The 26,843-nt window shown below is 70.9% G+C and carries 25 protein-coding genes and 2 pseudogenes; 15 read left to right on the top strand and 12 right to left on the bottom strand.

Features of this window, described 5'->3' with window-relative positions; translation table 11 throughout:
- Positions 1-538 precede the first annotated feature (538 nt).
- Positions 539-964: a DUF3052 domain-containing protein gene (locus tag ACVNF4_RS12640; protein WP_461802855.1), complete on the bottom strand. Its 426-nt coding sequence runs from the start codon at positions 962-964 to the stop codon at positions 539-541.
- 354 nt (positions 965-1,318) lie between these two features.
- Here ACVNF4_RS12640 and aceE point away from each other — a divergent pair, with 354 nt between their 5' ends.
- The gene (gene aceE, locus ACVNF4_RS12645; RefSeq protein WP_461802856.1) at positions 1,319-4,051 is read left to right on the top strand and encodes a pyruvate dehydrogenase (acetyl-transferring), homodimeric type; all 2,733 of its coding nucleotides are present in this window, start codon (positions 1,319-1,321) and stop codon (positions 4,049-4,051) included.
- 60 nt (positions 4,052-4,111) lie between these two features.
- Here the strand turns inward: aceE and ACVNF4_RS12650 are convergent, their stop codons facing one another.
- Entirely contained in the window at positions 4,112-4,387 is a 276-nt protein-coding gene (locus tag ACVNF4_RS12650) for a small hydrophobic protein (RefSeq protein ID WP_461802857.1), read from the bottom strand.
- Positions 4,388-4,446: 59 nt separating this feature from the next.
- Positions 4,447-5,274 (bottom strand): serine hydrolase domain-containing protein, encoded by an 828-nt coding sequence (locus tag ACVNF4_RS12655; protein WP_461802858.1) that lies wholly within the window; start codon positions 5,272-5,274, stop codon positions 4,447-4,449.
- 75 nt (positions 5,275-5,349) lie between these two features.
- Here ACVNF4_RS12655 and ACVNF4_RS12660 point away from each other — a divergent pair, with 75 nt between their 5' ends.
- A complete protein-coding gene (locus tag ACVNF4_RS12660; protein ID WP_461802859.1) occupies positions 5,350-5,799 on the top strand; it encodes a MerR family transcriptional regulator in 450 nt (149 codons plus the stop codon).
- 5 nt (positions 5,800-5,804) lie between these two features.
- On the opposite strand, the gene ACVNF4_RS12665 is transcribed toward ACVNF4_RS12660, so the two are convergent.
- The 4 genes from ACVNF4_RS12665 to ACVNF4_RS12680 all read right to left on the bottom strand — a co-directional run bounded on the left by ACVNF4_RS12665 (position 5,805) and on the right by ACVNF4_RS12680 (position 9,610).
- Positions 5,805-6,650, bottom strand: coding sequence for a DUF4429 domain-containing protein (locus tag ACVNF4_RS12665; RefSeq protein ID WP_461802860.1), 846 nt, complete (start codon positions 6,648-6,650; stop codon positions 5,805-5,807).
- A gap of 67 nt (positions 6,651-6,717) precedes the next feature.
- On the bottom strand, positions 6,718-7,935 hold the full coding sequence (locus tag ACVNF4_RS12670; RefSeq protein ID WP_461802861.1) for an alpha/beta hydrolase: 1,218 nt from the start codon (positions 7,933-7,935) through the stop codon (positions 6,718-6,720).
- Between the two features lie 309 nt (positions 7,936-8,244).
- A complete protein-coding gene (locus ACVNF4_RS12675) occupies positions 8,245-8,922 on the bottom strand; it encodes an aminotransferase class IV (RefSeq protein WP_461802862.1) in 678 nt (225 codons plus the stop codon).
- Between the two features lie 22 nt (positions 8,923-8,944).
- Positions 8,945-9,610, bottom strand: coding sequence for a pirin family protein (locus ACVNF4_RS12680; protein WP_461802863.1), 666 nt, complete (start codon positions 9,608-9,610; stop codon positions 8,945-8,947).
- Between the two features lie 41 nt (positions 9,611-9,651).
- On the opposite strand from ACVNF4_RS12680, the gene ACVNF4_RS12685 reads away from it, so the two are divergent.
- The 5 genes from ACVNF4_RS12685 (at position 9,652) to ACVNF4_RS12705 (ending at position 14,593) form a co-directional block, all read left to right on the top strand.
- A complete protein-coding gene (locus tag ACVNF4_RS12685; RefSeq protein ID WP_461802864.1) occupies positions 9,652-10,872 on the top strand; it encodes a PucR family transcriptional regulator in 1,221 nt (406 codons plus the stop codon).
- 89 nt (positions 10,873-10,961) lie between these two features.
- Positions 10,962-11,876, top strand: coding sequence for an ACP S-malonyltransferase (locus ACVNF4_RS12690; protein ID WP_461802865.1), 915 nt, complete (start codon positions 10,962-10,964; stop codon positions 11,874-11,876).
- 12 nt (positions 11,877-11,888) lie between these two features.
- On the top strand, positions 11,889-12,890 hold the full coding sequence (locus tag ACVNF4_RS12695; RefSeq protein WP_461802866.1) for a beta-ketoacyl-ACP synthase 3: 1,002 nt from the start codon (positions 11,889-11,891) through the stop codon (positions 12,888-12,890).
- An 86-nt stretch (positions 12,891-12,976) separates the two neighbouring features.
- On the top strand, positions 12,977-13,225 hold the full coding sequence (locus ACVNF4_RS12700) for an acyl carrier protein (protein WP_461802867.1): 249 nt from the start codon (positions 12,977-12,979) through the stop codon (positions 13,223-13,225).
- 96 nt (positions 13,226-13,321) lie between these two features.
- The gene (locus ACVNF4_RS12705) at positions 13,322-14,593 is read left to right on the top strand and encodes a beta-ketoacyl-[acyl-carrier-protein] synthase family protein (protein ID WP_461802868.1); all 1,272 of its coding nucleotides are present in this window, start codon (positions 13,322-13,324) and stop codon (positions 14,591-14,593) included.
- Positions 14,594-14,653: 60 nt separating this feature from the next.
- Here ACVNF4_RS12705 and ACVNF4_RS12710 read toward each other — a convergent pair whose 3' ends face one another.
- On the bottom strand, positions 14,654-15,148 hold the full coding sequence (locus ACVNF4_RS12710; RefSeq protein ID WP_010354717.1) for a DUF3145 domain-containing protein: 495 nt from the start codon (positions 15,146-15,148) through the stop codon (positions 14,654-14,656).
- A 294-nt stretch (positions 15,149-15,442) separates the two neighbouring features.
- Here ACVNF4_RS12710 and ACVNF4_RS12715 point away from each other — a divergent pair, with 294 nt between their 5' ends.
- Both ACVNF4_RS12715 and ACVNF4_RS12720 read left to right on the top strand, forming a co-directional pair.
- Complete coding sequence (locus ACVNF4_RS12715; RefSeq protein WP_461802869.1) at positions 15,443-16,333, top strand: SGNH/GDSL hydrolase family protein; 891 nt, start codon at positions 15,443-15,445, stop codon at positions 16,331-16,333.
- A gap of 45 nt (positions 16,334-16,378) precedes the next feature.
- Positions 16,379-17,353 carry an aldose epimerase family protein gene (locus ACVNF4_RS12720; RefSeq protein ID WP_461802870.1) on the top strand — a complete coding sequence of 325 codons (975 nt, stop codon included), beginning with the start codon at positions 16,379-16,381 and terminating at the stop codon, positions 17,351-17,353.
- 190 nt (positions 17,354-17,543) lie between these two features.
- On the opposite strand, the gene ACVNF4_RS12725 is transcribed toward ACVNF4_RS12720, so the two are convergent.
- A complete protein-coding gene (locus ACVNF4_RS12725; protein WP_461802871.1) occupies positions 17,544-17,969 on the bottom strand; it encodes a RidA family protein in 426 nt (141 codons plus the stop codon).
- 71 nt (positions 17,970-18,040) lie between these two features.
- On the opposite strand from ACVNF4_RS12725, the pseudogene ACVNF4_RS12730 reads away from it, so the two are divergent.
- Both ACVNF4_RS12730 and ACVNF4_RS12735 read left to right on the top strand, forming a co-directional pair.
- Positions 18,041-18,367: pseudogene (locus ACVNF4_RS12730) on the top strand (hypothetical protein); the annotation flags it as partial.
- Positions 18,368-18,647: 280 nt separating this feature from the next.
- Complete coding sequence (locus ACVNF4_RS12735; RefSeq protein WP_461802872.1) at positions 18,648-19,880, top strand: pyroglutamyl-peptidase I; 1,233 nt, start codon at positions 18,648-18,650, stop codon at positions 19,878-19,880.
- On the opposite strand, the pseudogene ACVNF4_RS12740 reads toward ACVNF4_RS12735, so the two are convergent.
- The 3 genes and pseudogenes from ACVNF4_RS12740 to ACVNF4_RS12750 form a co-directional block, all read right to left on the bottom strand.
- Positions 19,865-20,063, bottom strand: a pseudogene (locus ACVNF4_RS12740) (DNA glycosylase AlkZ-like family protein); the annotation flags it as partial. The gene ACVNF4_RS12735 and the pseudogene ACVNF4_RS12740 sit on opposite strands and share 16 nt — an antisense overlap.
- Positions 20,060-20,863, bottom strand: coding sequence for an EI24 domain-containing protein (locus ACVNF4_RS12745; protein ID WP_461802878.1), 804 nt, complete (start codon positions 20,861-20,863; stop codon positions 20,060-20,062). The gene ACVNF4_RS12745 and the pseudogene ACVNF4_RS12740, both read right to left, overlap by 4 nt.
- Before the next feature lie 9 nt (positions 20,864-20,872).
- Positions 20,873-21,367 carry a MarR family winged helix-turn-helix transcriptional regulator gene (locus ACVNF4_RS12750; RefSeq protein WP_461802873.1) on the bottom strand — a complete coding sequence of 165 codons (495 nt, stop codon included), beginning with the start codon at positions 21,365-21,367 and terminating at the stop codon, positions 20,873-20,875.
- A 108-nt stretch (positions 21,368-21,475) separates the two neighbouring features.
- On the opposite strand from ACVNF4_RS12750, the gene ACVNF4_RS12755 reads away from it, so the two are divergent.
- The 4 genes from ACVNF4_RS12755 (at position 21,476) to ACVNF4_RS12770 (ending at position 26,764) form a co-directional block, all read left to right on the top strand.
- Positions 21,476-22,474, top strand: coding sequence for an NADP-dependent oxidoreductase (locus ACVNF4_RS12755; protein WP_461802874.1), 999 nt, complete (start codon positions 21,476-21,478; stop codon positions 22,472-22,474).
- A 224-nt stretch (positions 22,475-22,698) separates the two neighbouring features.
- Positions 22,699-25,209 (top strand): M14 family zinc carboxypeptidase, encoded by a 2,511-nt coding sequence (locus ACVNF4_RS12760; RefSeq protein ID WP_461802875.1) that lies wholly within the window; start codon positions 22,699-22,701, stop codon positions 25,207-25,209.
- Positions 25,206-26,357, top strand: coding sequence for a serine hydrolase domain-containing protein (locus ACVNF4_RS12765; RefSeq protein WP_461802876.1), 1,152 nt, complete (start codon positions 25,206-25,208; stop codon positions 26,355-26,357). Before ACVNF4_RS12760 ends, ACVNF4_RS12765 begins: the two co-directional genes overlap by 4 nt.
- A gap of 170 nt (positions 26,358-26,527) precedes the next feature.
- Complete coding sequence (locus ACVNF4_RS12770) at positions 26,528-26,764, top strand: hypothetical protein (protein ID WP_461802877.1); 237 nt, start codon at positions 26,528-26,530, stop codon at positions 26,762-26,764.
- The last annotated feature ends 79 nt before the right edge of the window (positions 26,765-26,843 follow it).

Below are 26,843 nucleotides of genomic sequence, written 5' to 3' on the forward strand. Positions count from 1 at the left end.
CGTCGATCTTCACGTACAGTGCGGTCACGAGGGTGTTCAAGTTCGTCGTCACAAACGATCATGAACACCCTCTCTTCGTACCCGCAGGCATTCGGAAAGACTCGTCTAGGGCGGGACCCGGGTGCTCGGGCGGGGTCTGGACCCAGCCAGGGCTCGGATCTTGATCACTCACAGCCTGAGCGGCAACGCGGGAGGCACCTGAAGGGGGCGGAGCGGCGTACGGGACGCGGATACGGCAGCCGTCCGACGGGCGAAGCCGCGGCCTCGCGCAGGACCAAGGCCCGGGGCTCGGGCAAAGCCGGGGCTCGGGCGGGGCCCGGCGGCACGGGCAAGACCCGGCGGCTCAGGCGAAACCCGGTGCTCGGCGGAGCCAGGGGCTCAGGCGAAGCCCGAGGCTTGAGCGGGACCCGGGGCTTGAGCGGGGCCCGGCGGCTCAGGCGGAGCCCGGGGGGTTCGTTCGGCGTGTGGGTGACGGGTCGGCGGGTGCGGTGGCTCCCCGGAGGGGCCCGCACCCGCCGTCGTCAGCCTGAGGAGGGGCTTACCGCTTCGCGGCCTTGGGGCTCAGCAGGCGGGTGCCGACCCAGTCCTTGCCGGCGCTGACGCTCTTGGTCTGCGAGAGACCAGCCGTCTGGGCGGCGTCGTTGATGTCGCTGGGCTCGATGTAGCCGTCCCGGCCGGTCTTCGGGGTGAGGAGGAGGATCGAACCGTCCTCCTCAAGGAGCCCGAGGGCATCGACCAGGGCGTCCGTCAGGTCCCCGTCGTCGTCACGGAACCACAGGACGACGGCATCAGCCACGTCGTCGTAGTCCTCGTCCACCAGCTCACTGCCGACGGTCTCCTCGATGGACTCACGGAGCTCCTGGTCTACGTCCTCGTCGTAGCCGATCTCCTGGACCACCTGGGCGGGCTGGAAACCCAGCCTCACGGCCAGGCTCGTCTCCGCGTGGTCCGCGGTCGCGCTCACGGTCTGCCTCCTGATCATGTTCTTTCGATGACAACTCGGCCACGCGTACGCGCGTGGTGTTGGCCGTAGTCCACACGGGCGGGGCGGATCGCGCAAGTACCCGGCGGTTCGGACCGCCTAAACGGTGACGATCCGGGCCTGTCGACGCAACTCCCGTCAAGGATTCCACGTCAAAGGTGACACACACCACACCTTTCCGCCCTGTTTGCGCGTTTGGAAATCGCGTACCCGCAGAAGGTGACGTTTGACGCCCCGAGGTACACGATGGGGAACGGTGCAGCAGGCATCCCGAAACATGCGGCTCCCGGGGCCTCCCCAGCCCCTCGGGCAGCCCTCCGACAGGTAAGGAACAGCGTGGCTTCCGGATCCGATCGCAATCCGATCATCATTGGCGGCCTTCCGAGTCAGGTTCCTGACTTCGACCCCGAGGAAACCCAGGAGTGGCTCGACTCCCTCGACGCCGCCATCGACGACCGCGGCCGTGAACGCGCCCGCTACCTGATGCTCCGGCTGATCGAACGGGCCCGCGAGAAGCGCGTCGCCGTCCCCGAGATGCGCAGCTCGGACTACGTCAACACGATCCCCACCAAGAGCGAACCGTTCTTCCCGGGCAACGAGGAGATCGAACGCCGGATCCTCAACGCGACCCGCTGGAACGCCGCGGTGATGGTCTCCCGCGCCCAGCGCCCCGGGATCGGCGTCGGCGGCCACATCGCCACGTTCGCGTCGTCCGCGTCCCTGTACGACGTCGGCTTCAACCACTTCTTCCGCGGCAAGGACGACGGCGACGGCGGCGACCAGGTCTTCTTCCAGGGCCACGCCTCCCCCGGCATCTACGCCCGCGCGTTCCTCCTCGACCGGCTCGGCGAGCAGCACCTCGACGCGTTCCGCCAGGAGAAGTCCCGCGCCCCGTACGGGCTTTCCTCCTATCCGCACCCCCGTCTGATGCCGGACTTCTGGGAGTTCCCGACCGTCTCGATGGGCCTCGGCCCGATCGGCGCGATCTACCAGGCCCGCATGAACCGCTACATGCACGCCCGCGACATCGCCGACACCTCGAAGTCGCACGTCTGGGCGTTCCTCGGCGACGGCGAGATGGACGAGCCGGAGTCGCTCGGCCAGTTGACGATCGCCGCCCGCGAGGGCCTCGACAACCTCACCTTCGTCGTCAACTGCAACCTCCAGCGCCTCGACGGTCCGGTGCGCGGCAACGGCAAGGTGATCCAGGAGCTGGAGTCCGTCTTCCGGGGCGCCGGCTGGAACGTCATCAAGCTGATCTGGGACCGCAGTTGGGACCCGCTGCTCGCGCAGGACCGCGACGGCATCCTCGTCAACCGGATGAACACCACCCCGGACGGCCAGTACCAGACGTACGCCACCGAGTCCGGCGCCTACATCCGCGACCACTTCTTCGGTGACGACCAGCGACTTCGCGCGATGGTCGAGGGCATGACGGACGATCAGATCCTGCACCTCGGGCGCGGCGGGCACGACCACAAGAAGATCTACGCGGCGTTCAAGGCGGCCGTCGAACACAAGGGCCAGCCGACGGTGATCCTGGCGAAGACCGTCAAGGGGTGGACGCTCGGCCCCAACTTCGAGGGCCGCAACGCCACGCACCAGATGAAGAAGCTGACGGTCGCCGACCTCAAGGGCTTCCGTGACCGCCTCCATCTCCCCATCTCCGACCAGCAGTTGGAGTCCGGCCTGCCGCCGTACTACCACCCGGGCCGGGACTCGGAGGAGATCCAGTACATGCACGACCGCCGCAAGTCTCTCGGCGGTTACGTGCCCACCCGTGTCGTCCGCGCGAAGCCCCTCGCGCTGCCCGACGACAAGGCGTACGCGACCGTGAAGAAGGGCACCGGCCAGCAGTCCATCGCCACCACCATGGCCTTCGTCCGGCTGCTCAAAGACCTCATGCGGGACAAGGAGTTGGGCCGCCGCTTCGTGCTGATCGCGCCCGACGAGTACCGCACGTTCGGCATGGACTCCTTCTTCCCGAGCGCGAAGATCTACAACCCGCTGGGCCAGCAGTACGAGTCCGTCGACCGTGAACTCCTGCTCGCCTACAAGGAGTCGCCGACCGGCCAGATGCTGCACGACGGCATCTCCGAGGCCGGCTGCACCGCCTCCCTGATCGCGGCGGGCTCGGCGTACGCGACGCACGGCGAACCACTCATCCCGGTCTACGTGTTCTACTCGATGTTCGGTTTCCAGCGCACCGGCGACCAGTTCTGGCAGATGGCCGACCAGTTGGCCCGCGGCTTCGTCCTCGGCGCCACCGCCGGGCGTACGACGCTGACCGGCGAGGGCCTCCAACACGCCGACGGCCACTCCCAGTTGCTCGCCTCCACGAACCCCGGCTGCGTCGCCTACGACCCCGCGTACGGGTACGAGATCGCGCACATCGTCCAGGACGGCCTGCGGCGCATGTACGGCCCCGACAGTGAGGACGTCTTCTACTACCTCACCGTCTACAACGAGCCCCTCCAGCACCCGGCGGAGCCCGAGGACGTCGACGTCGAGGGCATCCTCAAGGGCGTCCACAAAATCTCGGCGGGCACAGCCGGTTCGACGCCGGCCCAGATCCTCGCCTCCGGTGTCGCGGTCCCCTGGGCGCTCGAAGCGCAGCGGATCCTCGCCGAGGAGTGGAACGTCCGGGCGGACGTCTGGTCGGCGACCTCCTGGAACGAACTCCGGCGCGAGGCGGTGGAAGTGGAGCGCCACAACCTCCTCCACCCCGAGGAGGACCAGCGCGTCCCGTACATCACCCGCAAACTCTCCGGCTCCCAGGGCCCGTTCGTCGCCGTCTCCGACTGGATGCGGTCCGTCCCCGACCAGATCTCCCGCTGGATCCCCGGCACCTACCAGTCCCTCGGCGCCGACGGCTTCGGCTTCGCCGACACCCGCGGCGCCGCCCGCCGCTTCTTCCACATCGACGCCCACTCGATCGTCCTCGGCGTCCTCACGGAACTCGCGAAGGAAGGGAAGGTGGACCGGTCGGCACTGAAGCAGGCGATCGACCGGTACCAGCTGCTGGATGTGACGGCGGCGGAGCCGGGGGCGGCGGGGGGAGACGCGTAGCCGAAACGCCGGGGAACGTGCCTCAGGGGTTCAACCCCAGCCGCTCCCCGGCCACCCGGTCTACCCCGCGAGCCACAGCACCGCCAGCAACGTGTCCAGCCCGCCCAGCACCACCGCCACCGCCGGCACGACCGCCCTCGACGCCCACCGGCGTCCCATGGCCAGCCACCCGCACACGACGGCGACCGGCCCCAGCAGGATCCCGAACACGAAGAACCCGGCGACGGCGCACACGACCCCGACGATTCCGAGCGACGCACCGTCCGGCCCGGTCCCTGACCTCATCCGGCCACGTGAACGGGGGTGTTTGTGCGCTCCGCGCCCGAACTCTGCCATGGCTCAACTCCCTTGCGCGCCAGGTCGCTTCAAGGGTTCGGGTACCCCGCAGGGGTGATTTACTCAGCCGCCCGGACTTCCCCCAGCACCGAGTCCGTGAACACCGGCCACGCCTCCACCGCCCAGGGCCCGAACGCCCGGTCGGCCAGTGCGACGCAGGCGACCCCCGCGTCCGGGTCGACCCACAGGAACGTCCCGGCCTGGCCGAAGTGACCGAAGGTGCGCGGCGAGGAGGAACTCCCCGTCCAGTGCGGGGACTTGGCGGAGCGGATCTCGAAGCCGAGGCCCCAGTCGTTGGGGCTCTGGTGGCCGTAGCCGGGCAACACGCCCTTGGTGCCGGGGTATTGGACGGTCATGGCGTCCAACACCGTGCGGGGGTCCAGGAGTCGGGGTGCCTGGACTTCGGCGGCGAAGCGCAGGAGGTCGGCGAGCGTCGAGACGCCGTCCTTCGCGGGCGAGCCGTCCAGCGTCGTCGCCGTCATGCCCAGCGGCTCGAACACCGCCTGGCGGAGGTACTCCGGGAAGGGGATGTCCGTGGACTTCGCGATGTGGTCGCCGAGTTGCTCGAAACCGGCGTTGGAGTAGAGGCGGCGCTCACCCGGCGGAGCCATGACGCGGTGTTCGTCGAAGGCGAGGCCGGAGGTGTGGGCGAGGAGGTGGCGGACGGTGGCGCCGGGCGGTCCCGCGGGTTCGTCGAGGTCGACCGCGCCCTCCTCGTACGCGACGAGGGCGGCGTACGCGGCGAGCGGCTTGGTCACCGAGGCGAGGCGGAAGCGGTGGCCGGCCGGGCCGTGGGTGCCGAGGACGGTGCCGTCGGCGCGGATCACGCCCGCGGCGGCGGTGGGGACCGGCCAGTTCTCGGTCTGGGTGAGGCTGCTCAGCGACATACGGCGAGCCTACCTTCGGCATTCTTTACCGGTTCCGCTTGCTTCGAGCCCACTCCAAGGCCATAGCGTGGACGTATGACGGTGATGCAGACCTCGCCCCTGACCATCGAAACGCTCGCCCCCACCGACGTCTGCGCAGCCCCGCCGCCGCCCCATCCCCGGCCCGACGGGCAGGACAGCTACACGATCAGCGAGGTCGTCGCGCTCACCGGCCTCACGGCCCACACGCTGCGCTGGTACGAGCGGATCGGGCTGCTGGACCACGTGGACCGTTCGCACACCGGTCAGCGGCGCTACTGCAACCGCGACCTGGACTGGCTGGACTTCGTGGGCAAGCTGCGCCTGACGGGGATGCCGGTCGCGGACATGGTCCGGTACGCGGAGCTGGCGCGGGAGGGCGAGGGGACGTTCGACGAGCGCCGGGAGCTGCTGGAGTCGACGCGCAGGGACGTCCAGGCGCGGATCAGTGAGCTGAACGGCACGCTGGCGGTGCTGAACCGGAAGATCCAGTTCTACAGCTCGTAGCGCCGCTACAGCTCCGCCAGCAGCTCCGCCTTCTTCACGGAGAACTCCTCGTCCGTGACCAGCCCGGCCGCGTGCAGCTCCCCCAGGTGCCGGATCCGCTCGGCGACGTCGGCGGGGTCGCGGCGGGCCGGGACGGACAGGACGGCCGGCCCCTTCTGCCCGCGCACGGCCGCGAGGACCGCGGCGGCGAAGGGGAGGGACTCGTGGACGGGCCCGTACCCGAGGCCGAAGACGACGGCGGCGGGGTCCTGGTCGGGCTGTGCGGACGTGACCTCTCCCCGCAGGACCCGCAGGTGCCCCTCGAACACCTCCGGCGAGCGCCACTCCACCCCGGTCAGCTCGGAGACGGCGAAGCTCTGGTCGCCCGCCTTCCACTTCGCGGAGGACGCGCCGGTCCAGAACCAGCGGAAGCGGACGGTCTTCCCGTCGAAGGACGCCTTCGCGTCGTACGCCTTGAAGGAGAGCGGGACCTCGGGGGCGTCGACGAGGAACCGTTCCGCCGGACCGGCGCCGGCGTGGGTCAGCAGGCCGCGCAGCTCGTCCGCGTAGTACTCGGCGAGCGCGTCCCGCTCGGCGGGCAGGACCAGCCGGTAGGGGTCGGAGCCCTCCTTGAGCTGGCCGTCGGCCGCGGCGAGCAGCGGGTCGGCGCCCTCGCGCAGCACGAGCCGCAGGACGACCGTCCCGCGCTTGCCGGGGGCCAGCGACACGCCCTCGACCGCCGCGAGGGGGACCCGGCGCTCCCCGAGCGCCGAGAGCAGCTTCGGCGCGCGCATCCCCCGTTCGTAGCGGATGAGCACGGAGTCGGACCCGAACTCCCAGGCGGCATGCGAACCGGCCAGTACATCACCCATGCGGCTCATCGTATGCGGGACCCGCATCTTCGTCCCCTCCCCGCGCGTACCGCAGTTCCTGCTGTTTCTACGCGCGTCCGGCCGTGGTAGTGCCGGACAAATCCGCCCGGCAGGTCTCGTCATCGTCGGCGCACCGCACCGACTGGTATGCGCCAGTGCCGATCTCGGCGAAGTTGCGCAGGCTGTCCGTGCCGGGCACGAAGTAGCCGCCGTGGCCGTGCGCGAGGTTCGCGGACAGCCGCCTGGCGCCGAACTCCGCCGAGACGGGGTCCTCGCCGTGCCCGAGGCCGCCGAGCTCCAGGTAGGGCACGTCCTGGATCCAGTCGTCCGCGTCCCGCATCGCCCACACGTGGGCGGAGGTGTGCAGGTGGGCCGCCTTCGCCACGCGCATCCCGGGGCTCCCGGCGACGGCTATGTCGACGACCTGGCGGGGCATCGCGTGCGCCGCGACGCCGCAGACGACGGAGCCGTAGCTGTGGCAGAACATCGACACCGGCGTCGCCTCGGGCAGCGCCCGCAGCAGCGCGTTGAGGCGGACGGCGCCGTCCTCGGCGCGCATCGCGGTCGCCGACTCGATGCCGAGCCCAGCGGGGGCGGTGTAGTCGGCCCAGGCTATGACGGCCGTGCGGGTCCGCGGGCCGGCCTCGCGCTCGGCGTCGTACAGCGCCTCGGCCATGCCGACCGGGGCGGTGTATCTGCGGCCCGTCTTCTGGAAGGTGAGGATGTCCGTGTCGACCCCCGGGACGACGACGGAGATCCGCGCGGCCGTCGTCAGGTCGCCGAAGACCTCCGCGGCCCGGCCGCTGCCCTCGGGGTCGAAGGCGAGGATCTGTCGGCCGTCCCTGGCGAGCACCTCGAAGCGGTGCATGCGGCGGGTCGCCTCGGCCTGGCCGTCCTCGCTGAGCCGGCCGTCGTGCGTCCGGGCGCGTTCGACGGCGGCGGCCTCCAGGAGCGCGATGCGGTTGGCCCGGTAGCGGAGCTTGACGGGGGCGCCGTTCATGTTGCCCACGGCCAGCGGGTACGTGTTCGCCAGGGCGTTGCGCTGGGGAGCGGTGAGCGCGGCGAAGAAGCGGGCCAGTCCCGCCGGGGCCTGATCGGGGTCCGGGAGGAGACGGCCGTCCACGAAGCCGTGCCGCCACGCGGCGACGGAGGCTTCGAGCGCGCTGTCGGTGCGGGTGGGGCGCAGGGCCGTCCACCCGGTCGTCGACAGCATCACGAACACGACGGCCAGCGCGAGCAGTGCGCGCCAGACGCCGAGCTGGGGAGAGGGGTCGAAGGAAGTCACTGGGAGGACACACTAGGAGAACGGAAGGGTCTCGGGGGGCTTCAGTGACGGGTATCACGTTTCGATAAAAGTGGGGGTGGGCAACGGTTCGATCAGCTATTTACGCCCCGCTCCCCCACCTCCCGATCTGACACATCGTCAACTACCTACCTGTCAACGAAATTGACGGAACGTCAACGAAATTCCCCTATCAGGGTGACTTCGCTAAAGGTTCCTCGCACACCCTTCGCGGAGCACGTCACAGTGGGTCATGCCCAGGGCTGCGGCGCGCTGCCGGAGGGGGATAGCGCGCCGCGGCCCCGGCCCTGCTCACACGGTCGTGGGGGCGACGGGGGTCATGGCGTCGAGGTCGCGGAGGTGGATCTCGCGTTGTTCGGACGGGATGCCCTTGGCCGCCATGCCTCGCTGGAGCAGTTGCATGGTGACGCCGGGCAGTACGGCGGCCTGAGGCCAGATGACGCGTCCGTCGGCGAAGAAGCCGATGTTCGAGATCGATGCCTCGCTGATCCGGCCGTGGCGGTCGGTGAACAGGGTGTCGTCGTATCCGGCGAGCACCGCCTGGCGTCGGTGGAGAACGAGGCCGAAGGTTCCGGCGTGTTTGACGTGGGGCAGATCCCGCTCGTACTCCACGGTCCGCAGCCGCACGGGTGAGGTCTGTGCCGTGAGGGGGGCGCTCGTCGTCACGGCCAGGTCCGGCCGCACGTCCTCGCCGCGCAGTACGGCGTCCTGGTGGCGGCTGAAGACGGTCACGCGGACTGTCACCGCGTCCGGGGAGGCGAGGAGGGCGTGCCGGACGCAGGAGCGCACCCGGTCGTCGTCCAGGGGTGATCCGAAGACTTCGCGTGCGCTGTCGTGCAGCCGCTTCAGGTGCAGGTCCAGGCCCCGGACCGCTCGCCCCCGCGCCTGCATCGAGGTGAAGTGCGCGTAGGTGGCCCGCGCAAGGGCCTTCAGGTCTTCGCTGTCCGCTTCGGCGCCGTTGACTTCCACCCGGTCGATGACGACCCCTCCCTCATCCGTGACTCCCCATCTCCCACATCAGCACCTCAGCCGCACCCCCCACCGCGACCAGCTCCAACTCCCCTTCCCCGGAAGCCCGCAGCGCGTCTCCGGCCCCCAACTCGGTCTCCCCCACCCGCACGCGCCCCCGTACGACGTGGACGTATCCGGACTTCGCCTCCGGGACGGCCGTCCGTTCGTTCGGGGACAGGCGGCGGACGTGGAGCATGGCGCCGGCGGTGACGACGGCGTAGGGGGTGGAGTCGGCGATGCCGTGGACGATGTCGTAGGAGGGGACGCCGCCGGGTTCGAGGGGGGCGAGCCACATCTGGAGGAAGGTGAGGGGGGTGTCGGGGGAGGCGTTGTGTTCGGTGTGGCGGATGCCGGCCGCGGCGGAGAGGTGCTGGACGTCGCCGGGGCGGACGATCGTTTCGTGGCCGGTGGAGTCCCGGTGGGTCAGTTCGCCGGAGACGACCCAGGTGACGATCTCGGTGTGGGAGTGGGGGTGTTCGGCGAACCCGGCGCCGGGGGCGAGGTGTTCCTCGTTGCAGGCGATGAGCGCGCCGAAGCGGAGGTTGCCGGGGTCGTAGTGCGGGCCGAAGGAAAAAGAGTGCAAAGTCTCGATGCCCTGCCCGGCGTCGCCGCCCCGGTACCGCGTGTCCCCGCGCCGCACGTCCATCACCTCACCAAGGTATCCCCAGGCCCCGTCGACCCGCCCGGATGAGGCACCCTAGTCCCGTGCCCGAACCGAGACCCACCACCCCGCCGCCCGCCGCTGCGGCCCACCCGCACCTCGCCACGCTGAAACGGCTGGAGAAGTCGTCCGGATCGCTGGCCGCGCAGGCCATCACGAGGATGGACGAGAGCCTGCCGTGGTACCGGGCCATGCCTCCGGAGAACCGTTCCTGGATCGGCCTGGTCGCCCAGGCGGGCATCGCGGCGTTCACGGAGTGGTTCCGGCAGCCGGACGCCCCGCAGGCGATCTCGACGGACGTCTTCGGCACGGCCCCGCGCGAGCTGACCCGGGCGATCACGCTGCGGCAGACGGTCGAGATGGTCCGGACGACGATCGAGGTCATGGAGTCCGCGATCGACGAGGTCGCGGCGCCCGGCGACGAGGGGGTGTTGCGGGAGGCGCTGCTGGTGTACGCGCGGGAGATCGCGTTCGCGACCGCGCAGGTGTACGCCCAGGCCGCCGAGGCACGGGGTGCCTGGGACGCGCGGCTGGAGTCGCTCGTGGTGAACGCGGTGCTGAGCGGCGAGGCCGACGAGGGTGCCGTGTCCCGCGCGGCGGCGCTGGGCTGGAACGCCCCGGAGCACGTGTGCGTCGTCCTGGGCCGGGCTCCGGAAGGTGACTCGGAGTTGACGGTGGAGGCGATCCGGCGTGCTTCCCGGCACGCCAAACTCCAGGTGCTGACGGGCGTGTTGGGCACCCGTCTCGTCGTCATCGCGGGAGGCAGCGACAACCCCCTCGCCGTCGCCAAGTCGCTGATCGGTCCGTTCGCGGCCGGGCCGGTGGTCGCCGGGCCCGTCGTGCCGGACCTGCTGACGGCGACCCGCTCCGCGCAGGCGGCGGCGGCCGGGCTGAAGGCGTGTTCGGCCTGGCAGGACGCTCCTCGGCCGGTCCTGGCGGACGATTTGCTCCCGGAACGCGCTATCGCGGGCGATCCCACCGCTCGCGGTCAGTTGGTGGAGGAGATCTACAGACCATTGGAGGAGGCCGGTTCCGCGCTGCTGGAAACACTCTCCGTATATCTGGAGCAGGCCAGCAGTCTCGAAGGCGCGGCCCGGATGCTCTTCGTCCATCCGAACACCGTGCGCTACCGGCTCCGACGTGTGACTGACGTCACCGGATGGTCACCCTCCGATGTACGCTCGGCCTTTACTCTGCGGATCGCACTGATCCTGGGACGCCTGGCCGACGGAGATCTCCAGACCTAGGCTTTTGTAGGGGTTCCACAAAACCCCTTGCTGTTCTTCGTCCCTGTCCCCACGGGCGGCCGTGGCCGTCCCCAAGAGAGAGTGTGAGAGTGCTCGTACTCGTCGCTCCCGGCCAGGGCGCCCAGACGCCCGGCTTCCTGACCCCCTGGCTCGACCTCCCCGGTGTCGAGGACCGCCTCCGTGCGTGGTCCGACGTCATCGGGCTCGACCTGGTGCACTACGGCACGAACGCCGACGCGGACGAGATCCGTGACACCTCGGTCGCCCAGCCGCTGCTGGTCGCCGCCGGGATCGTCTCCGGCGCGGCACTGGGTGCCATCGCACCCGGCGCGGTCGCCGGACACAGTGTCGGTGAGCTGACCGCCGCCGCGTGGGCGGGTGTCCTCACCCCCGAGGACGCGCTCTCCCTCGTCCGCAGGCGCGGTGTCGCGATGGCCGAGGCCGCCGCCGTCACGCGGACGGGCATGGCGGCGCTGCTCGGGGGCGACCCCGCGACGACCGTCCCGCATCTGGAGAAGCTGGGGCTGACCCCGGCGAACATCAACGGCGCGGGCCAGGTCGTCGCCGCCGGCACCGCCGAGCAGCTCGCGGCGCTGGCCGAGGAGAAGCCGGAGGGTGTCCGCAAGGTCGTCGCCCTCAAGGTCGCGGGCGCCTTCCACACGCATCACATGGCCCCGGCGGTGTCGGTCCTCCAGGAGGCCGCCGCCGGTCTCTCCCCGGCCGACCCCGAGGTCACCTACGTCTCCAACAAGGACGGCGAGGCCGTCGCGACCGGCGCCGAGGTGCTCAGCCGCCTCGTCGGCCAGGTCGCGAACCCGGTCCGCTGGGACCTGTGCATGGAGACGTTCGAGAAGCTGGGCGCCACCGCGATCATCGAGGCCGCGCCCGGCGGCACCCTCGTCGGGCTCGCCAAGCGCGCCCTGCCCGATGTGCCGAGACTGGCCCTGAAGACCCCCGACGACCTCGACGCGGCCCGCGAACTGATCGCGGAACACGGCGCCTGAGAGGAGATCCCGATGGCGAAGATCAAGCCCGGCAAGGGTCATCCGTACGCGCGCATCCTCGGGGTGGGCGGCTACCGCCCGACCCGCGTCGTCCCCAACGAGGTCATTCTGGAGACGATCGACTCGTCCGACGAATGGATCCGCTCCCGGTCCGGCATCGAGACCCGGCACTGGGCGAACGCCGAGGAGACCGTCGCCGCGATGTCGGTGGAGGCGTCCGGCAAGGCGATCGCGGACGCGGGTATCACGGCCGAGCAGATCGGCGCGGTCGTCGTCTCGACCGTCTCGCACTTCAAGCAGACCCCGGCCGTCGCGACGGAGATCGCCGACAAGCTGGGTACGGCGAAGGCCGCCGCGTTCGACATCTCGGCGGGCTGCGCCGGCTTCGGCTACGGCCTGACCCTGGCCAAGGGCATGATCGTCGAGGGCAGCGCCGAATACGTGCTGGTCATCGGCGTGGAGCGGCTCTCCGACCTGACCGACCTGGAGGACCGCGCGACGGCCTTCCTGTTCGGTGACGGCGCCGGAGCGGTCGTCGTCGGCCCCTCGAAGGAGCCGGCGATCGGGCCGACGGTGTGGGGTTCGGAGGGCGACAAGTCCGAGACGATCCGGCAGACCGTGCCGTGGACGGACTACCGGGACGGCGTCGTCGAGAAGTTCCCCGCCATCGCGCAGGAGGGCCAGGCGGTCTTCCGCTGGGCCGTCTTCGAGATGGCCAAGGTCGCCCAGCAGGCGCTGGACGCGGCCGGCATCACGGCGAGCGACCTCGACGTCTTCATCCCCCACCAGGCCAACGAGCGGATCATCGACTCGATGGTGAAGACGCTGAAGCTGCCGGAGCACGTCACGGTCGCGCGTGACGTACGCACCACCGGCAACACCTCGGCCGCCTCGATCCCGCTCGCGATGGAGCGGCTCCTGGCGACCGGGGAGGCGAAGAGCGGCGACACGGCGCTCGTCATCGGATTCGGGGCGGGTCTCGTGTACGCGGCGACGGTCGTTACCCTCCCCTAGGCACTCCGTTGCCGGATCACGCAGTTCCGCTGCCTGGCCACGGACAGCACAGCCAACCCTCTGGAAAGAAAAGAAGGAGCGCCATCATGGCCGCCACTCAGGAAGAGATCGTCGAAGGTCTCGCGGAGATCGTGAACGAGATCGCCGGCATCCCGGTTGAGGACGTCCAGCTGGACAAGTCCTTCACCGACGACCTGGACGTCGACTCGCTGTCCATGGTCGAGGTCGTCGTCGCCGCCGAAGAGCGCTTCGACGTGAAGATCCCGGACGAGGACGTCAAGAACCTCAAGACCGTCGGCGACGCGACGACGTACATCCTGGAGCACCAGGGCTGATCCCCGCCCTGGGCTTCGAGCCTGTGGGGTGATCTGCCCCGCCACCCGGCGGTGGCGCCGTTTCATCCTCGAAATTCCGTAGGAGAGAGAATTCCCGTGAGCCCGACCAATCGCACCGTGGTCGTCACCGGTATCGGCGCAACCACACCGCTGGGTGGCGACGCAGCATCGACCTGGGAGGGTCTGATCACCGGCCGGTCCGGTGCCAAGGCCCTCACCGAGGAGTGGGCGGCCGACCAGGCCGTCCGCATCGCGGCCCGTGCGGCGGTGGACCCTTCCGAGGTGCTCCCCCGCCCGCAGGCCCGCAAGCTGGACCGCTCGGCGCAGTTCGCGCTGATCGCGGCCCAGGAGGCCTGGGCGGACGCCGGTTTCACCGCGCGCGCCGGCGAGGACACCTCCGTCAACCCCGACCGGCTCGGCGCGGTCATCGCCTCCGGCATCGGCGGTGTGACGACCCTGCTGGACCAGTACGACGTGCTGAAGGACAAGGGCGTGCGCCGGGTCTCCCCGCACACCGTCCCGATGCTGATGCCCAACAGCCCCTCCGCCAACGTGGGTCTGCTCGTCGGCGCGCGCGCCGGTGTGCACACCCCGGTCTCCGCCTGCGCGTCGGGCGCCGAGGCCATCGGCTACGCCGTCGAGATGATCCGCACCGGCCGCGCCGACGTCGTCATCGCCGGTGGCACGGAGGCGGCCATCCACCCGCTGCCGATCGCCGCGTTCGGCAACATGATGGCGATGTCCAAGAACAACGACGACCCGCAGGGCGCGTCCCGTCCGTACGACACGGCGCGTGACGGCTTCGTGATGGGTGAGGGCTCCGGCGTGATCGTCCTGGAGTCCGCCGAGCACGCCGCCGCGCGTGGCGCCCGCGTGTACGCGGAGGCCGTCGGCCAGGGCATCTCGGCCGACGCGCACGACATCGTGCAGCCGGAGCCGGAGGGGCGTGGCATCGCCGCCGCGCTGAACCACCTGATGGCCTCCACCGACCTCGACCCGGCGGAGATCGTGCACGTCAACGCGCACGCGACCTCCACGCCCGCGGGTGACGTCGCCGAACTGAAGGCGCTGCGCAAGGTGTTCGGGGACCACGCCGACCATTTCGCCGTCTCCGCGACGAAGTCGATGACCGGTCACCTCCTGGGCGGCGCCGGCGGTGTCGAGTCGGTCGCGACCGTTCTCGCGCTGTACCACCGGATCGCGCCGCCGACCATCAACGTCGACAACCTCGACCCGGAGGCGGAGGCCGCCGCGGACGTCGTCCGCGGAGAGGCCCGCAAGCTGCCGGTGGAGGGGCGTATCGCCGCGCTCAACGACTCGTTCGGGTTCGGCGGGCACAACGTGGTGCTGGCGTTCCGGACGGTCTGAGAGGGCTTCACAGCACGTTGAAGGGCCCCACCTGAAAAGGTGGGGCCCTTCCTTTTCCGTTCACACCACCTGGTGCAGCCAGCGCACCGGTGCGCCCTCCCCGGCGTACCGGAACGGCTCCAGCTCGTCGTCCCACGGCTTGCCGAGGAGTTTGGTGATCTCGGCCTCGATGTCGGTCTCCCCGCGCTGGGAGCGGAGCAGGGCGGCGCGCAGCCGGTCCTCGGGGATCAGGATGTCGCCGTGGATGCCGGTGACGGCGTGGAAGATGCCCAGGTCCGGCGTGCAGCTGTAGCGCTCGCCCTCGGCGCTCGCGCAGGGCTCGGCGGTGACCTCGAAGCGCAGCATCTGCCAGCCCCGCAGCGCGGAGGCGAGCTTGGAGGCGGTGCCCGCCTGGCCCTTGAAGGAGAACTCGGAGCGCCAGGTGCCGGGCGCGGCGGGCTGCCTGATCCAGTCGAGGTTGACGCGCGTACCGAGCACCCCGGCGATGGCCCACTCGACGTGCGGGCACAGCGCGCGCGGCGCGGAGTGCACGTACAGAACTCCACGTGTCGTCACCGGGACCTCCGGACAGAGCGGGACATCTTGCAGGGCTGGCTGAGCGGCGGCGTCGGTGCAGCCACGTTGATGGCGAGGCTACCGTGCGACGGGGTGAGGAGTGTGACGTACCGTCGGTCCAGGTGCCCCGAAAGGCCCGCCATTCACTCGGCAGGACGCTTGTACGGGTGGGGAACGTTCCGGGGATCACGTCTGGAAACGGTGAAGATCTGTCCGGAAGCCGGTTCGGGAACTCGGCTGCGTTGTACTGGGTGCGGGGGTTTGCGGCCGGACGACCGAAGGGGCCAGTCGAGCATGGTGACGACGCGAGGGCGGGGGGTGCTCGCCGCGGTGACGGCGGGGTTGTCGCTGGCGGTGGCGGGGTGCACGGGCGTCGGCGGAGGCGACGGCGGCGGCGGGACGACGTCGACGCGCGCGGCGCCGAAGCCGTCACCCCCGGTGTGGAACGTGCGCCCGGCGTCGGTGGCGGCCGTCGGGGACTCCATCACGCGCGGGTTCGACGCGTGCGGGGTCCTGAAGGACTGCCCGGAGGTGTCGTGGGCGACGGGCGACAGCACGGAGGTCGACTCGCTCGCGGTGCGGCTGCTGGGGGCCGCGAAGGCGACGACGCACAGCTGGAACTACGCGAGGACCGGCGCGCTGATGGCGGATCTCCCGGGCCAGATGGCCCAGGCGGGGACCCGGCAGCCGGGGCTGGTGACGGTGATGGCGGGGGCGAACGACGCCTGCCGTGACTCGGTCGGGCAGATGACGCCGGTCGGGACGTTCCGCACGTCCTTCGAGCAGTCCCTCGCGGCGCTTCGGTCCGTCTCGCCCAAGTCGCAGGTGTACGTGTCGAGCGTGCCGGATCTCAAGCGGCTCTGGTCGGAGGGGAAGAGCAGTCCGCTGGGCAAGGTCGTCTGGAAGCTGGGGATCTGCCCCTCGATGCTGGCCGACGCCGACTCGCTGGATCTGACGGCGACCACCCGGCGGGACTCCGTGCAGGAGCGGGTGCGGGACTACAACTCGGTGCTCAAGGAGGTGTGCGCGAAGGACGTGCGGTGCCGGTTCGACGGCGGGGCCGTGTACGACTACGCGTTCGGGACGGCGCAGTTGAGCCGGTGGGACTGGTTCCATCCGAGCAAGGAGGGGCAGGCGCGGCTGGCGGAGATCGCGTACGCCAAGGTCACGGCGCCGGGGGCGTGAAGGTGGCTGATGGGAAGCCGGGGGCGGTGTCTTAGGGTTTCGCTCATGAGCGAACACTTCGGAACACTTTCCGACGGCACCCCGGTGCACCGCTGGACCCTGGAGCGGGCCGGCACGCGGGTGCGTGTCCTGTCGTACGGCGGGATCGTGCAGTCCGTCGAGGTCCCGGACCGGGACGGGCGGACGGCCGACGTGGTGCTGGGGTTCGCCGACCTGGCGGGCTACCTCGCCCATCCGGAGCCGTTCCTCGGCGCGTTGATCGGCCGGTACGCCAACCGCATCGCGAACGGGCGCTTCACGCTGGACGGCCGTACCTACGAACTGGCCGCCAACAACGCGCCCAACTCCCTGCACGGCGGCCCGCTGGGCTTCGACAAGGTCGTCTGGGACGTCGAGGAGGCCGGTCCGCACGCGATCCGGCTGACCCGGGTCTCCCCGGACGGCGAGGAGGGCTTCCCGGGGCGCCTGGAGGTCTCGGCGACGTATTCCCTCGACGAGTCCGGCGCGCTGCACATCGCGTACGAGGCGAGCACCGACGCAGCCACGGTCGTCAACCTCACGAACCACAGCTACTTCAACCTCGCGGGGTCCTCCGTCGCGACCGGCCACGAACTGCGCGTCGCCGCCTCGCGGTACACCCCCGTCGACGGCACCCTCATCCCCACGGGCGTCCTCGCGGACGTCTCCGGCTCGCGGTTCGACTTCCGTGCGGCCCGCAAGACGGGCGACGGGTACGACCACAACTTCGTGCTGGACAAGGGGGTGACGGCCACGCCCGAGGAGGTCGCCGAGCTGCACGATCCGGCGTCGGGGCGGGTGCTGACGATCTCGACCACCGAGCCCGGGATCCAGGTCTACACCGCCGACCATCTCTCGGAGCCGTTCACCGCGGGCGAGGGGATCGCTCTGGAGACCCAGCACTTTCCGGACTCCCCGAACCGGGCGGACTTTCCGACGACGGTGCTGCGGCCGGGTGCGGTGTATCGGTCGGAGACGGTGTACGGGTTCTCGGCGCGGTAGGGGTGTGTGCGGGGGCTTGTGCGAGTGGGGCTTGTGCGAGTGGGTCTTGTGCGGGGGTCGCCCCGGTCCAGGGGTCAGGGTCCCGGACCGGGGCGGCTTCGAGGGAGAACCCCCCACCAGCACGGTAGCCGGTGTGCGGAGATCTCGCTGTCCCCGGACGATCTACCCCCCTGGATTCCGAACGAACCCTTCACAACTCCCGGGTCGCGCCGTCGTCTTGGAGATCTCCGGGAGCCTTCGGGAGTGCGGCGACGACCTCGATCTCGATCAGCGCCTCCGGGCGGAACAGCCTCGGCACCTCGAACGTCATGCTGGTCGGCGGGGTGCCGGTGAGGAACTCGCCGCGTACGGCGGCGTATTCGGCGAGCCGTGAGATGTCCGTGAGGTACGTCCGGATGTTGATGACGTGCGCCAGTGTCGCGCCGTGCGCCGCCAGCAGCGCGGCGATCGTCTCGAAGACCCCTCTCGACTGTTCGGCGAGGGTCGCGCCCTCGGCTATCTGGCCCGAGAGGTACAACAGGGCGCTCCCGTCGGGGTGTTCGACCCTGGCGACCTGGGAGTAGTAGGGGGAGAGAGGCTGGGGGGCGGTGGCGGGGCTGTCGAGGGTGATGCGCATGCGCCGACGGTAATTTCGCGTCCGGCGATGCGACAAGCGAATGTCCGGCATGGGTGCCATGCGGGATGAGCATGGGTCGGCCGAACTGCCCACCGTCCGGCTGCGGGGTTGCTGGAGAGGGCGGCTTGGGAGATGGTGCGGGCGGTGTGCGTGGATCGAGGGGCGGCGCGGGCGGCTCGGAAAGCGGCGTGAGTGGGCTGGGGGCGTACGAACTCCCGTATCTGCTCGGCGAGTTCCGGTACGCCGTACTCCCCGTCGGCCATCCTCTCGCCGCCGCTCCGGAACTCCGGCTGTACCAACTGGCCGACGTCGACTGGATATCGGGGCGTCCGGGTGCCGAAGGGACCTTGCTGGATGCCGCGTCGAGGCAGAGGTTCCGCCCCCGGGCTGCCCATGTCGTCGGGGAGTGGACGGCCGAACAGGGGTATGTCGCCGCCGGACTCGGGGTCGCGCTGGTGCGGGTCGTGGACGAGGGGGTCCGGCGCGGGGGGTGTACGCGGGGGCGAGCGGTGGTGGGGGCGTGGGAGTCGCTGGGGGCGAGCAGCTCCGTTGAGGGGTGGCGTAGACCACTCCCGGCACGGGATACTTCCGCCGTCCCGGTCACCTCGGCCACCTCAGCCGTCTCGGTCACCCGGCTCCTCGGCCCTCTCGGCCTTCCCGGAAGGAACGGAACCCCCCATGCCCTCCCTCCGCATCCACTTCGGCGCCCTCAGCCTGGCCCTCCTCGCGGGCCTCGCCTCCCCCGTCACCGCGAGCGCGGCACCGGCGTTCGCGCCGACCGTCGAGGAGCAGCGTCTCGATCGCGCGGTTCCGCAGGAGATCCTCGTCCGGTCCGGATTCGACTCCGTGGCACGGGAGTTCGCCCGTGCGCTGGGCTCCGCGCGCGATTACGCGCAGGCGCGGGCCGTCGTCGTCCGCGAGGGGTCCGCGCTGTGGCGGCGGGCGGTGGACCGGGCGCAGGGGCGGGGTCCGGAGGGCGGGGATCTGAGCCGGGGGGACGATCGGCCGTTGTACTGGGCGCGGCTCGGGATGACGCGGGAAGTGCGGGAGTGGGAGCCGCAGTTCGGGCTGAGCTCAGCTCAACGCACGGCCCTGCTGGGCGAGTTGGAGCGCACCTCGCGCGGCCAGACCGACATCCGCTACCCCTCTCCCGCCGACGGCCTCAAGCGGGTCCTCCTCACCGGCTTCGACCCCTTCACCCTCGACCGCGACATCCGTATCTCCAACCCCTCCGGCGCCTCCGCCCTCGCCCTGGACGGCACGGTCGTCCACACCGCCACCGGCCTCGCCCGCATCGAGACGGCCGTCTTCCCGGTCCGCTGGCAGGACTTCGCGGACGGTACGGTCGAACGCGCCCTGCGCCCCCACCTCCCCGCCGTCGACCTCTTCACCACCGTCAGCCAGGGCCGCGTCGGCCGCTTCGACGTCGAACGCACCAACGGTGCCTGGCGCGGCGGCTTCGGTGACAACGAGAACATCGGCCGCACGGAGACCATCCCGGTGCCCGACCCGGCGACCCAGCCGCAGTGGACGACGACGACCCTCCCGTACACGGCGATCGTCACCGCCACGACCGGCCCCTTCCCCGTCTACGACAACACGAGCGTCACGGAGATCCCGGCCGGCGAGACGACCCCGGTGGTCCGCCCGACCGGCCCGACCCCGGGCTCAACCGCCCGAGCCGGCGGCGGCGGTGACTACCTCTCCAACGAAATCGCCTACCGCGCAACCCTGTTGAGAGACCGCCTCGGCCTCCACAACACCCTGCCGGGCGGCCATGTCCACACACCGGTCCTCCAGTTCGGGGCGACGAACACGACGGAGGTGACGGACCCGGAGTTCGTGCGGAACAGGGAGGCGATCGTGGGGCAGGTGAGGGAGATAGTGCGGGTGGCGACGGAGACGAGCTGACAGTTCGGCGGGGTCGAAGTCGACGGCCCGGTTCCAGAGGGCGAGATAGGGGGACGCGGCCCGCTGTGCCTGGAGGGCGACGACTCGGCGCACCGCTTCGGGGACGGCCGGCCGCTCGCGGCGCAGGAGGAGCTGCCGGGCGAGGGTGGCGCGGCCGAGCGCGCGGGCGCCGAGGTCGGTCAAGAGACGCTCACCTCCGTGTCGTCCGAGGCGCCGGCGTCGTCGGCGTCGTCCTTGTGCCGTTCGTCGAGGAGGTGCCGGGTCAGCAGGGTGGCGCCGGCGACCGCGCCCGGCATGAGGAAGACGGCGACGAAGGGGACGAGGAAGGCGATGCCGAGGGGGGTGCCGAAGCCCCAGACGAGCATCTTGCGGGAGCGCAGGAGGGTGAGGCGGGCGCGGAGTTCGACGCCGCGGCGCTGGAGGGCGACGGAGGTCAGCTCTTCGGCGAGGAAGAAGCCGGTGACGAAGAAGCCGATGACGGGGACGACGGTCTGGCCGACGACGGGGAGGAAGCCGAGGGCGAAGAGGAGAAGGCTCCACAGCAGGGCGCGGACAAGCACCCGGACGCTGTCGCGCGCGGAGACGAGGAGGTCGCGCCAGAGGGGCAGGCCGGACTCGGGGGCGGTGCCGTCGGGCGAGACGTCCCGGTCGACGCTCTCGGAGAGGCTCTCGTAGAACGGCTGGCCTATGAGCAGCGTGACGGCCGTGAACGTGAGGACCGCGAGGAGGAGGGCGAGGGCGAACAGGACGACCGTGAGGAAGCCGCGGAAGAGGCCCTGCCAGGGGCTGGACCAGCCGTCGGCGAAGGGGGTCGCCCAGGAGACGAGGTCGCCGCCCCACAGGACGAGGGAGGCGAGGGTCGCGATGTACAGGACGAGGGTGATCAGGCCGGGGATCAGCCCGAAGCCGTACTGCCTGCCGTGCTGGGCGGCCCATCGCTGCCCCTGCACCAGATACCCGAAGCCCACCCCAAGATCGCGCATGGGAAAACTCTATCGGCCGCCACTGACAACGCCCTCGGCCTCGCCTTCGTCCCCCCTCTCGCCCTGCTCTCCCCTGCCCAGCATCCGGCTCAGCAGGCCGCGTAGGAGTACCCGCTCGGTCGCGGAGAGTTCCGCGAAGGGTTCGTGGGCGAACTGGAGGGTCTCGCGGAGGTCGCGGGCGACCTGGCGGCCCTCGGGGGTGACGGCGGCGAGCTTGACGCGGCGGTCGGCGGGGGCGGGCCGGCGCTCGACGAGGCCGCGGGCCTCCAGGCGGTCGACTATCCCCGTCACGTTCGACGGCTCGCACTTCAGGCGCTCGGCGATCTTGCGCATGGGGAGCGGTTCGAGGGTGAGGAGCGTGAGGAGGCGTGCCTGCGCGCCGGTGAGGGAGTGGGCTGTGGCGGCGGTGTCGTAGTCGTCGTGGAAACGGGCCACGACCTCGCCGATGAGATCGATGACTTCCACGGTGAGGGGGTCGTAGCGGCGGGTGTTCTCTGTGGCCATGCCCACCACACTACCCCGATACTTGACAACATGAAATATCCAGGTGCATGGTTGTTTCAGGCAGTGAAGTAAATGCTCGTGAAGTGAACGCGATGGAAGGGTCCCCCCATGCTCAACCGTGAATGGCACCTGCTCAGCCGTCCCGTCGGCTGGCCGAAGACCGAGGACTTCGCCCTGGTCGAGGCGGAGGTCAGCCAGCCCGGTGAGGGTCAGGTCCTGGTCCGCAACAAGTACCTCTCGGTGGACCCGTACATGCGTGGGCGCATGAGCGCCGCGAAGTCGTACGTCGCGCCGTTCGAGCTGGGCAAGGTCATGCAGGGCGGTGCGGTCGGCGAGGTGATCGAGTCGAACGCCGAGGGCATAGCCCCCGGTGACCACGTCCTGCACTTCGGCGGCTGGCGCGAGTACGCGACGTTCGACGCGCAGCAGGCCGTGAAGGTCGACGCCGACGCGGCCCCGCTGTCGACGTACCTCGGTGTCCTCGGCATGACCGGCCTCACCGCGTACGCCGGTCTGCTGCGCACCGCCGCCTTCAAGGAGGGCGACTCCGTCTTCGTCTCCGGCGCCGCCGGGGCCGTCGGCAGCCAGGTCGGGCAGATCGCCAAGCTCAAGGGCGCCTCCCGGGTCATCGGCTCCGCCGGGTCGGACGACAAGGTGAAGCTCCTCGTCGAGGAGTACGGCTTCGACGCCGCGTTCAACTACAAGACCGGCAAGGTCTCCGAGCTGCTCGCCGAGGCCGCGCCCGACGGTGTGGACGTCTACTTCGACAACGTCGGCGGGGACCACCTGGAGGCCGCGATCGCCTCTCTCAACCCGGGTGGCCGGATCGCCGTCTGCGGCATGATCTCGATCTACAACAACACCGAGCCGGCGCCCGGCCCGCGCAACCTCGCCCGGCTGATCCAGACGCGCGGCCGGATGGAGGGCTTCCTGGTCAGCGACCACTACGACCTCCAGTCCGAGTTCGTCGCCGAGGTCGCCCCGTGGATCGCCTCGGGCGCCCTGAAGTTCCGCGAGACGGTCACCGAGGGTGTGGAGAACACCCTGGAGGCGTTCCTCGGCGTCCTGCGCGGCGACAGCACCGGCAAGGCGATCGTCAAGATCTGAGCGCCCGCCGCACCTCGTGAAGGCCGCACCCCCTGGACGTGGGGTGCGGCCTTCACGCGTCTTCGCGAAGACCCCGCTGGTCCGTACCTTCGCGAGTGATTTCGAGACCCTCTTGTTGCGGTTGAGTCGAACAGGTACATCTCGCCGTACCGATCTGCGGATCTGTCCACAAGTCCAGAGCCGCAGGCGGCAGTCCAGGACCGGCAAGTCCAGAGGAGGTACACGTGCGCACCACGCAAGCCACCCCTGCCAGACCTTTGCTGCTCGCCGCCCTCGCGCTCACCGCGACGGGCTCGCTCCTGCTCACGCCGCACAGCGCGAGCGCCGAGAACGAACCGCTCACCAGGGACCGGGAGTTCACGGCCGGCGCCGCCGACTCCGGGGCGGCCACGGCGAGTCGGGCGCTCACCGCCGCCACCCCCGACCTGGCCGCCGACACCCGCGGCTACCCCCGCAGGCTGACGCTCGCCCCCGACCCCGTGAACCCGGCCGACAGGTCGATCAGGCTGGGTCTCACGCCGTACCACGCGATCGCCCCGAAGCTGAACTCCCTCCAGCGGCTGGGCAGTCGGGTGAGCGTGGAGATCACCGGGCGGTCGGCGGGCGGGCACCGACTCTACCTCGTGACGGTCACCGCGCCGGAGAGCGCGGCGCAGGCCGGTGCGCAGGAGCGGATGCGCCGGATGATCGAGGACGCGCGGGTGTCGTCGGCCCGGCAGGTCCCCGGCTACAAGACGCCGGTGTTCTTCAACAACAACATCCACGGCAACGAGTGGGAGGGCACGGACGCCTCCCTGAAGCTGATCGAGCGCCTCGCGACGGCGAACGACGCCCGCACGAAGGACCTCCTCGCCCACACGCGCCTGTACTTCAACATCACGGCCAACCCGGACGGCCGGATCGCGGGCACCCGCGCCAACGCCAACGGCTTCGACCTGAACCGGGACTTCGTCACCGCCTCGCAGCCCGAGACGCGCGCGATGCGGCAGATCCAGCTCACCAAGCAGCCCGCGGTGATGCTGGACCTGCACGGCTACGTCAACGGCACCCTGATCGAGCCGACGACTCCCCCGCACGGCGAGAACTACGAGTACGACCTGTTCCTGAAGAACACCTACGCGAACGCCCTCGGCATGGAGAAGGCCGTCAACTCCCTGGGCTACGCGCCGGGTCGGGACGGCGTGCAGCCCGCGCAGATCCCGTTCCGCGACCAGACCGAGGGCTGGGACGACTGGCCGCCCATCTTCACCCCGCAGTACGCGGCCTACCACGGCGCGGTCGCCGCGCACACGGTCGAGATCCCGCTCACGGTCAACAACTCGGCCTACGGTCTGCCGGTTGACGAGCTGCGCCGCCGCTCGACGATCAACACCGCTGTCGCGGGCGCCGCGTTGAACGCCACCCTCGACTTCGTCCGCGCCCGCCGCACGGCGCTGATCACCGACCAGATCGAGGTGTTCCGGCGGGGCGCCCGGGGCGCGGCCCAGGTGCCCGTCTCACCGGCAACCGTCCCCGGGGTACCGGGAATCGGCCCGGAGGACGTCTACACGACGACGTTCCCCCGCGCGTACCTGATCCCGGCGGGGACGACGGCCGCCGCCCGGCTGGTCGACCACCTGATCGCCAACGACGTCCGCGTCACCCGCACGACCGTCGGTTTCGGCCCGTACGGCAAGGGTTCCTACCTCGTCGACATGCACCAGCCCAAACGCGGCCTGGCGAACGTCCTGTTGGCGGACGGTCGTGACATCAGCGGCAAGGTGGCGGCGATGTACGACATCTCGGGCTGGAGCCTGGGCCGGCTGTGGGGCGCGCGGGTCGTCCCGGTCAAGGCCGGACGCCTCCCCGCCGCCCTCGCCATCTCCCGTGCGGCACCGGCGAGTTCGGTCCCCGCCCACGGCAACCTCCGGCTGCGCCTGACCGACCCGAACGCCTACGCGGCCCTCAACTCCCTGCTGGCACGGGGTGTTTCGGTACGACGGGACGGTGCGACGAGTGTCGTCGTCCCGGCGTCCGCGCGCCGTGCGGCACTCTCCGTCGCCCGCGCGCAGAACGTCGCCTTCACGTCGACGCCGTTCACGGGGACGGCTCCGCTGCACCGCGTCCGGGTCGCGGCGGCCGTCACCGCCGGGGAGCTGTTCGCGCTGCGGGAGATGGGCTTCGAGGTGACGCCGGTCTCCACCGAGGTGCTGAACGCCGGGTTCGACTGGGGTTCCGCGGACGTGCTGTTCGCGTCGGCGGGGCTCGACCGAGGGCAGCTGAACGCGGGGGCGCGGGGTGCGCTGGACGCCTTCCTCGCCGGGCACGGGCTGGTCGGGCGGGGGGTGGTCGGGGCCGAGGTGGGGGTCGGGGCCGGGCTGCTCGCCGTGACCGCCGTCGAGGGCAACGGAGACGCCAACGGGGTGGTGCGGACGGTGAGTTCAGGGTCGGCGCCGGGGTACGGGTTCGTGTACGCGCCGGTCTGGTTCACCAAGCTCGGGGCCGGGGTGCGGGTCGAGGAGTCGTACGCCGCGGGGAATCCGCTCGTCGCCGGGCACTGGCGTCCGCTGGCCGACGGCACGGGCGGGCCCGCCGCAGCGGCCGGGCAGCCGTCGGTCGTCAGCGGGCCGCATGCCGTCCTGTTCGGCACGGAACCCCTCTTCAGGGATCACCCGAAAGGGGAATTCCCCCAGGTCGCACAGGCTTTGTTCACCATGGCACACGCAAGCAGCGGTCTGGTTGAGGAGAGCGGATGACCCTGGAGATCCACGGCACCGTCGCGGACGGATTCGACGCCGTACGGGAGGAGTTCGCCGCGTTCGTGGCGACCGAACGGCCCGACTACGAGGGCCAGTTGTGCGCCTGGGCGGACGGCCGCAGAGTGGTCGACCTGTGGGCCGGCGAGGAGACCTCGGCCGACTCCCTGTTCGGGGTGTTCTCGTCGACCAAGGGCGCGGCCCATCTGGTCGTCGCGCTCCTCGTCCAGGACGGCACGCTGGAGCTGGACCGCAAAGTCACCTACTACTGGCCGGAGTTCGCGGCCGAGGGCAAGGGCCAGCTCACACTGCGGGACCTGGTCACCCACCGGGCAGGGGTGGTCGGGCTGGACGCCGGGTTCTCCGAGGCCGAGACGGCGGACGACCGGCTGATGGCCGAACGCCTCGCCGACCAGCGGCCGTTCTGGCGGCCCGGGACCGCGTTCGGCTACCACGCCCTGGTGATCGGCGCGTTGACCGGCGAGGTGGTGCGCAGGGCCACCGGCCGCAGTCTCCAGGAGGTGTACGAGGACCGGGTGCGGGCGCCGTACGGGCTCGACTTCTTCCTCGGACTGCCGGCCGCGCTGGAGCCTCGGTTCCGGTCCGTGCAGCCGATGCTGCCGACCCCCAAGCAGCAGGCCGAGCTCGACTCCGTGCCGCACGATCCGCACTCCCTGCCGTCCATCGCGTTCAACACCCATGTGCCGGACCCCGGGGACCTCGTCTCGTACGGCAACTCCCGTGCCGTGCGCGCGAAGGGGCCCGCCTCCGCGGGCGGGGTGGCGAGTGCGCGGGGGCTCGCCGGGATGTACGCGGCGGTGATCTCCGAGGTGGACGGGCGGCCTCCGCTGCTGAAGCCGGACATGATCGCCGAGGTCGGGCAGATCCACTCCACCGGGTACGACCTCGTCGCGCGGACGCACAAATCCTTCGGGCTCGGGTTCCAGGCGACCGCCGACTCCGTGTACCCGTTCCTCGGCGCCGGGACCTTCGGGCACAGCGGCGCCGCGGGTTCCCAGGCGTTCGCCGATCCCCGTGCCGGGTTCGCCTACGGGTACACCCGGCGGCGGATGGCGTTCCCGGGCGGGGCGGCGCCGGAGAACGAGCGGCTGGTGCGGGCCGTGCACGAGGCGGTGCTGGCGCGGTGAAGGGGCGCGATGTGGAGCGCCCTGGAGTGAGGCGGGCGGCGTGAGGCGGGCCGGTCGCTGAACTCGCGTGGGCCGTACCCCGGCGTCCCGGGGTACGGCCCACGTGTGTCCCCCCGGAGGGTTACGTGCACCACCACAGGAATCGGTTGCAGGTTTCCGACGGTGACGGCTTGGGAGAGGGTGCCGGGGGCGGTGGGTCGGCCGCCGGGGTCGTGGGGTCGGGGTCCGTGGGGGTGGAGCCCGTAGGGGTGGTGGGGGCCGGGTCGGCGGGGGTGGTGCCGGGGGCCGTCTTCGAGGGCGAGGGGGAGGTGCCGTCCGACGCGGAGGGGGAGGCGGAGGAGGACGGGGAGGCCGAGGCGCCGGGGTCGGGCTTCGCGGTCAACGTCGCTCCAGGGCACGGTCGGTGAGGGCACCGGCGAGACCGGTGTAACGGGCGGGATCGGTGAGGTCCGAGAGGTCGAGGTCCTTCAACTCGGGCTCCTCGGC

Source organism: Streptomyces sp. S6 (assembly GCF_054880855.1).

Bases quoted from the DNA above. Each gene is read 5' to 3' on its own strand.
- ACVNF4_RS12650 (WP_461802857.1), bottom strand. From the start codon at position 4,387: ATGGCAGAGTTCGGGCGCGGAGCGCACAAACACCCCCGTTCACGTGGC.
- ACVNF4_RS12655 (WP_461802858.1), bottom strand. From the start codon at position 5,274: ATGTCGCTGAGCAGCCTCACCCAGACCGAGAACTGGCCGGTCCCCACC.
- ACVNF4_RS12660 (WP_461802859.1), top strand. From the start codon at position 5,350: ATGACGGTGATGCAGACCTCGCCCCTGACCATCGAAACGCTCGCCCCC.
- ACVNF4_RS12665 (WP_461802860.1), bottom strand. From the start codon at position 6,650: ATGGGTGATGTACTGGCCGGTTCGCATGCCGCCTGGGAGTTCGGGTCC.
- ACVNF4_RS12680 (WP_461802863.1), bottom strand. From the start codon at position 9,610: ATGGACGTGCGGCGCGGGGACACGCGGTACCGGGGCGGCGACGCCGGG.
- ACVNF4_RS12685 (WP_461802864.1), top strand. From the start codon at position 9,652: ATGAGGCACCCTAGTCCCGTGCCCGAACCGAGACCCACCACCCCGCCG.
- ACVNF4_RS12695 (WP_461802866.1), top strand. From the start codon at position 11,889: ATGGCGAAGATCAAGCCCGGCAAGGGTCATCCGTACGCGCGCATCCTC.
- ACVNF4_RS12700 (WP_461802867.1), top strand. From the start codon at position 12,977: ATGGCCGCCACTCAGGAAGAGATCGTCGAAGGTCTCGCGGAGATCGTG.
- ACVNF4_RS12715 (WP_461802869.1), top strand. From the start codon at position 15,443: ATGGTGACGACGCGAGGGCGGGGGGTGCTCGCCGCGGTGACGGCGGGG.
- ACVNF4_RS12720 (WP_461802870.1), top strand. From the start codon at position 16,379: ATGAGCGAACACTTCGGAACACTTTCCGACGGCACCCCGGTGCACCGC.
- ACVNF4_RS12725 (WP_461802871.1), bottom strand. From the start codon at position 17,969: ATGCGCATCACCCTCGACAGCCCCGCCACCGCCCCCCAGCCTCTCTCC.
- ACVNF4_RS12735 (WP_461802872.1), top strand. From the start codon at position 18,648: ATGCCCTCCCTCCGCATCCACTTCGGCGCCCTCAGCCTGGCCCTCCTC.
- ACVNF4_RS12745 (WP_461802878.1), bottom strand. From the start codon at position 20,863: ATGCGCGATCTTGGGGTGGGCTTCGGGTATCTGGTGCAGGGGCAGCGA.
- ACVNF4_RS12750 (WP_461802873.1), bottom strand. From the start codon at position 21,367: ATGGCCACAGAGAACACCCGCCGCTACGACCCCCTCACCGTGGAAGTC.
- ACVNF4_RS12755 (WP_461802874.1), top strand. From the start codon at position 21,476: ATGCTCAACCGTGAATGGCACCTGCTCAGCCGTCCCGTCGGCTGGCCG.
- ACVNF4_RS12765 (WP_461802876.1), top strand. From the start codon at position 25,206: ATGACCCTGGAGATCCACGGCACCGTCGCGGACGGATTCGACGCCGTA.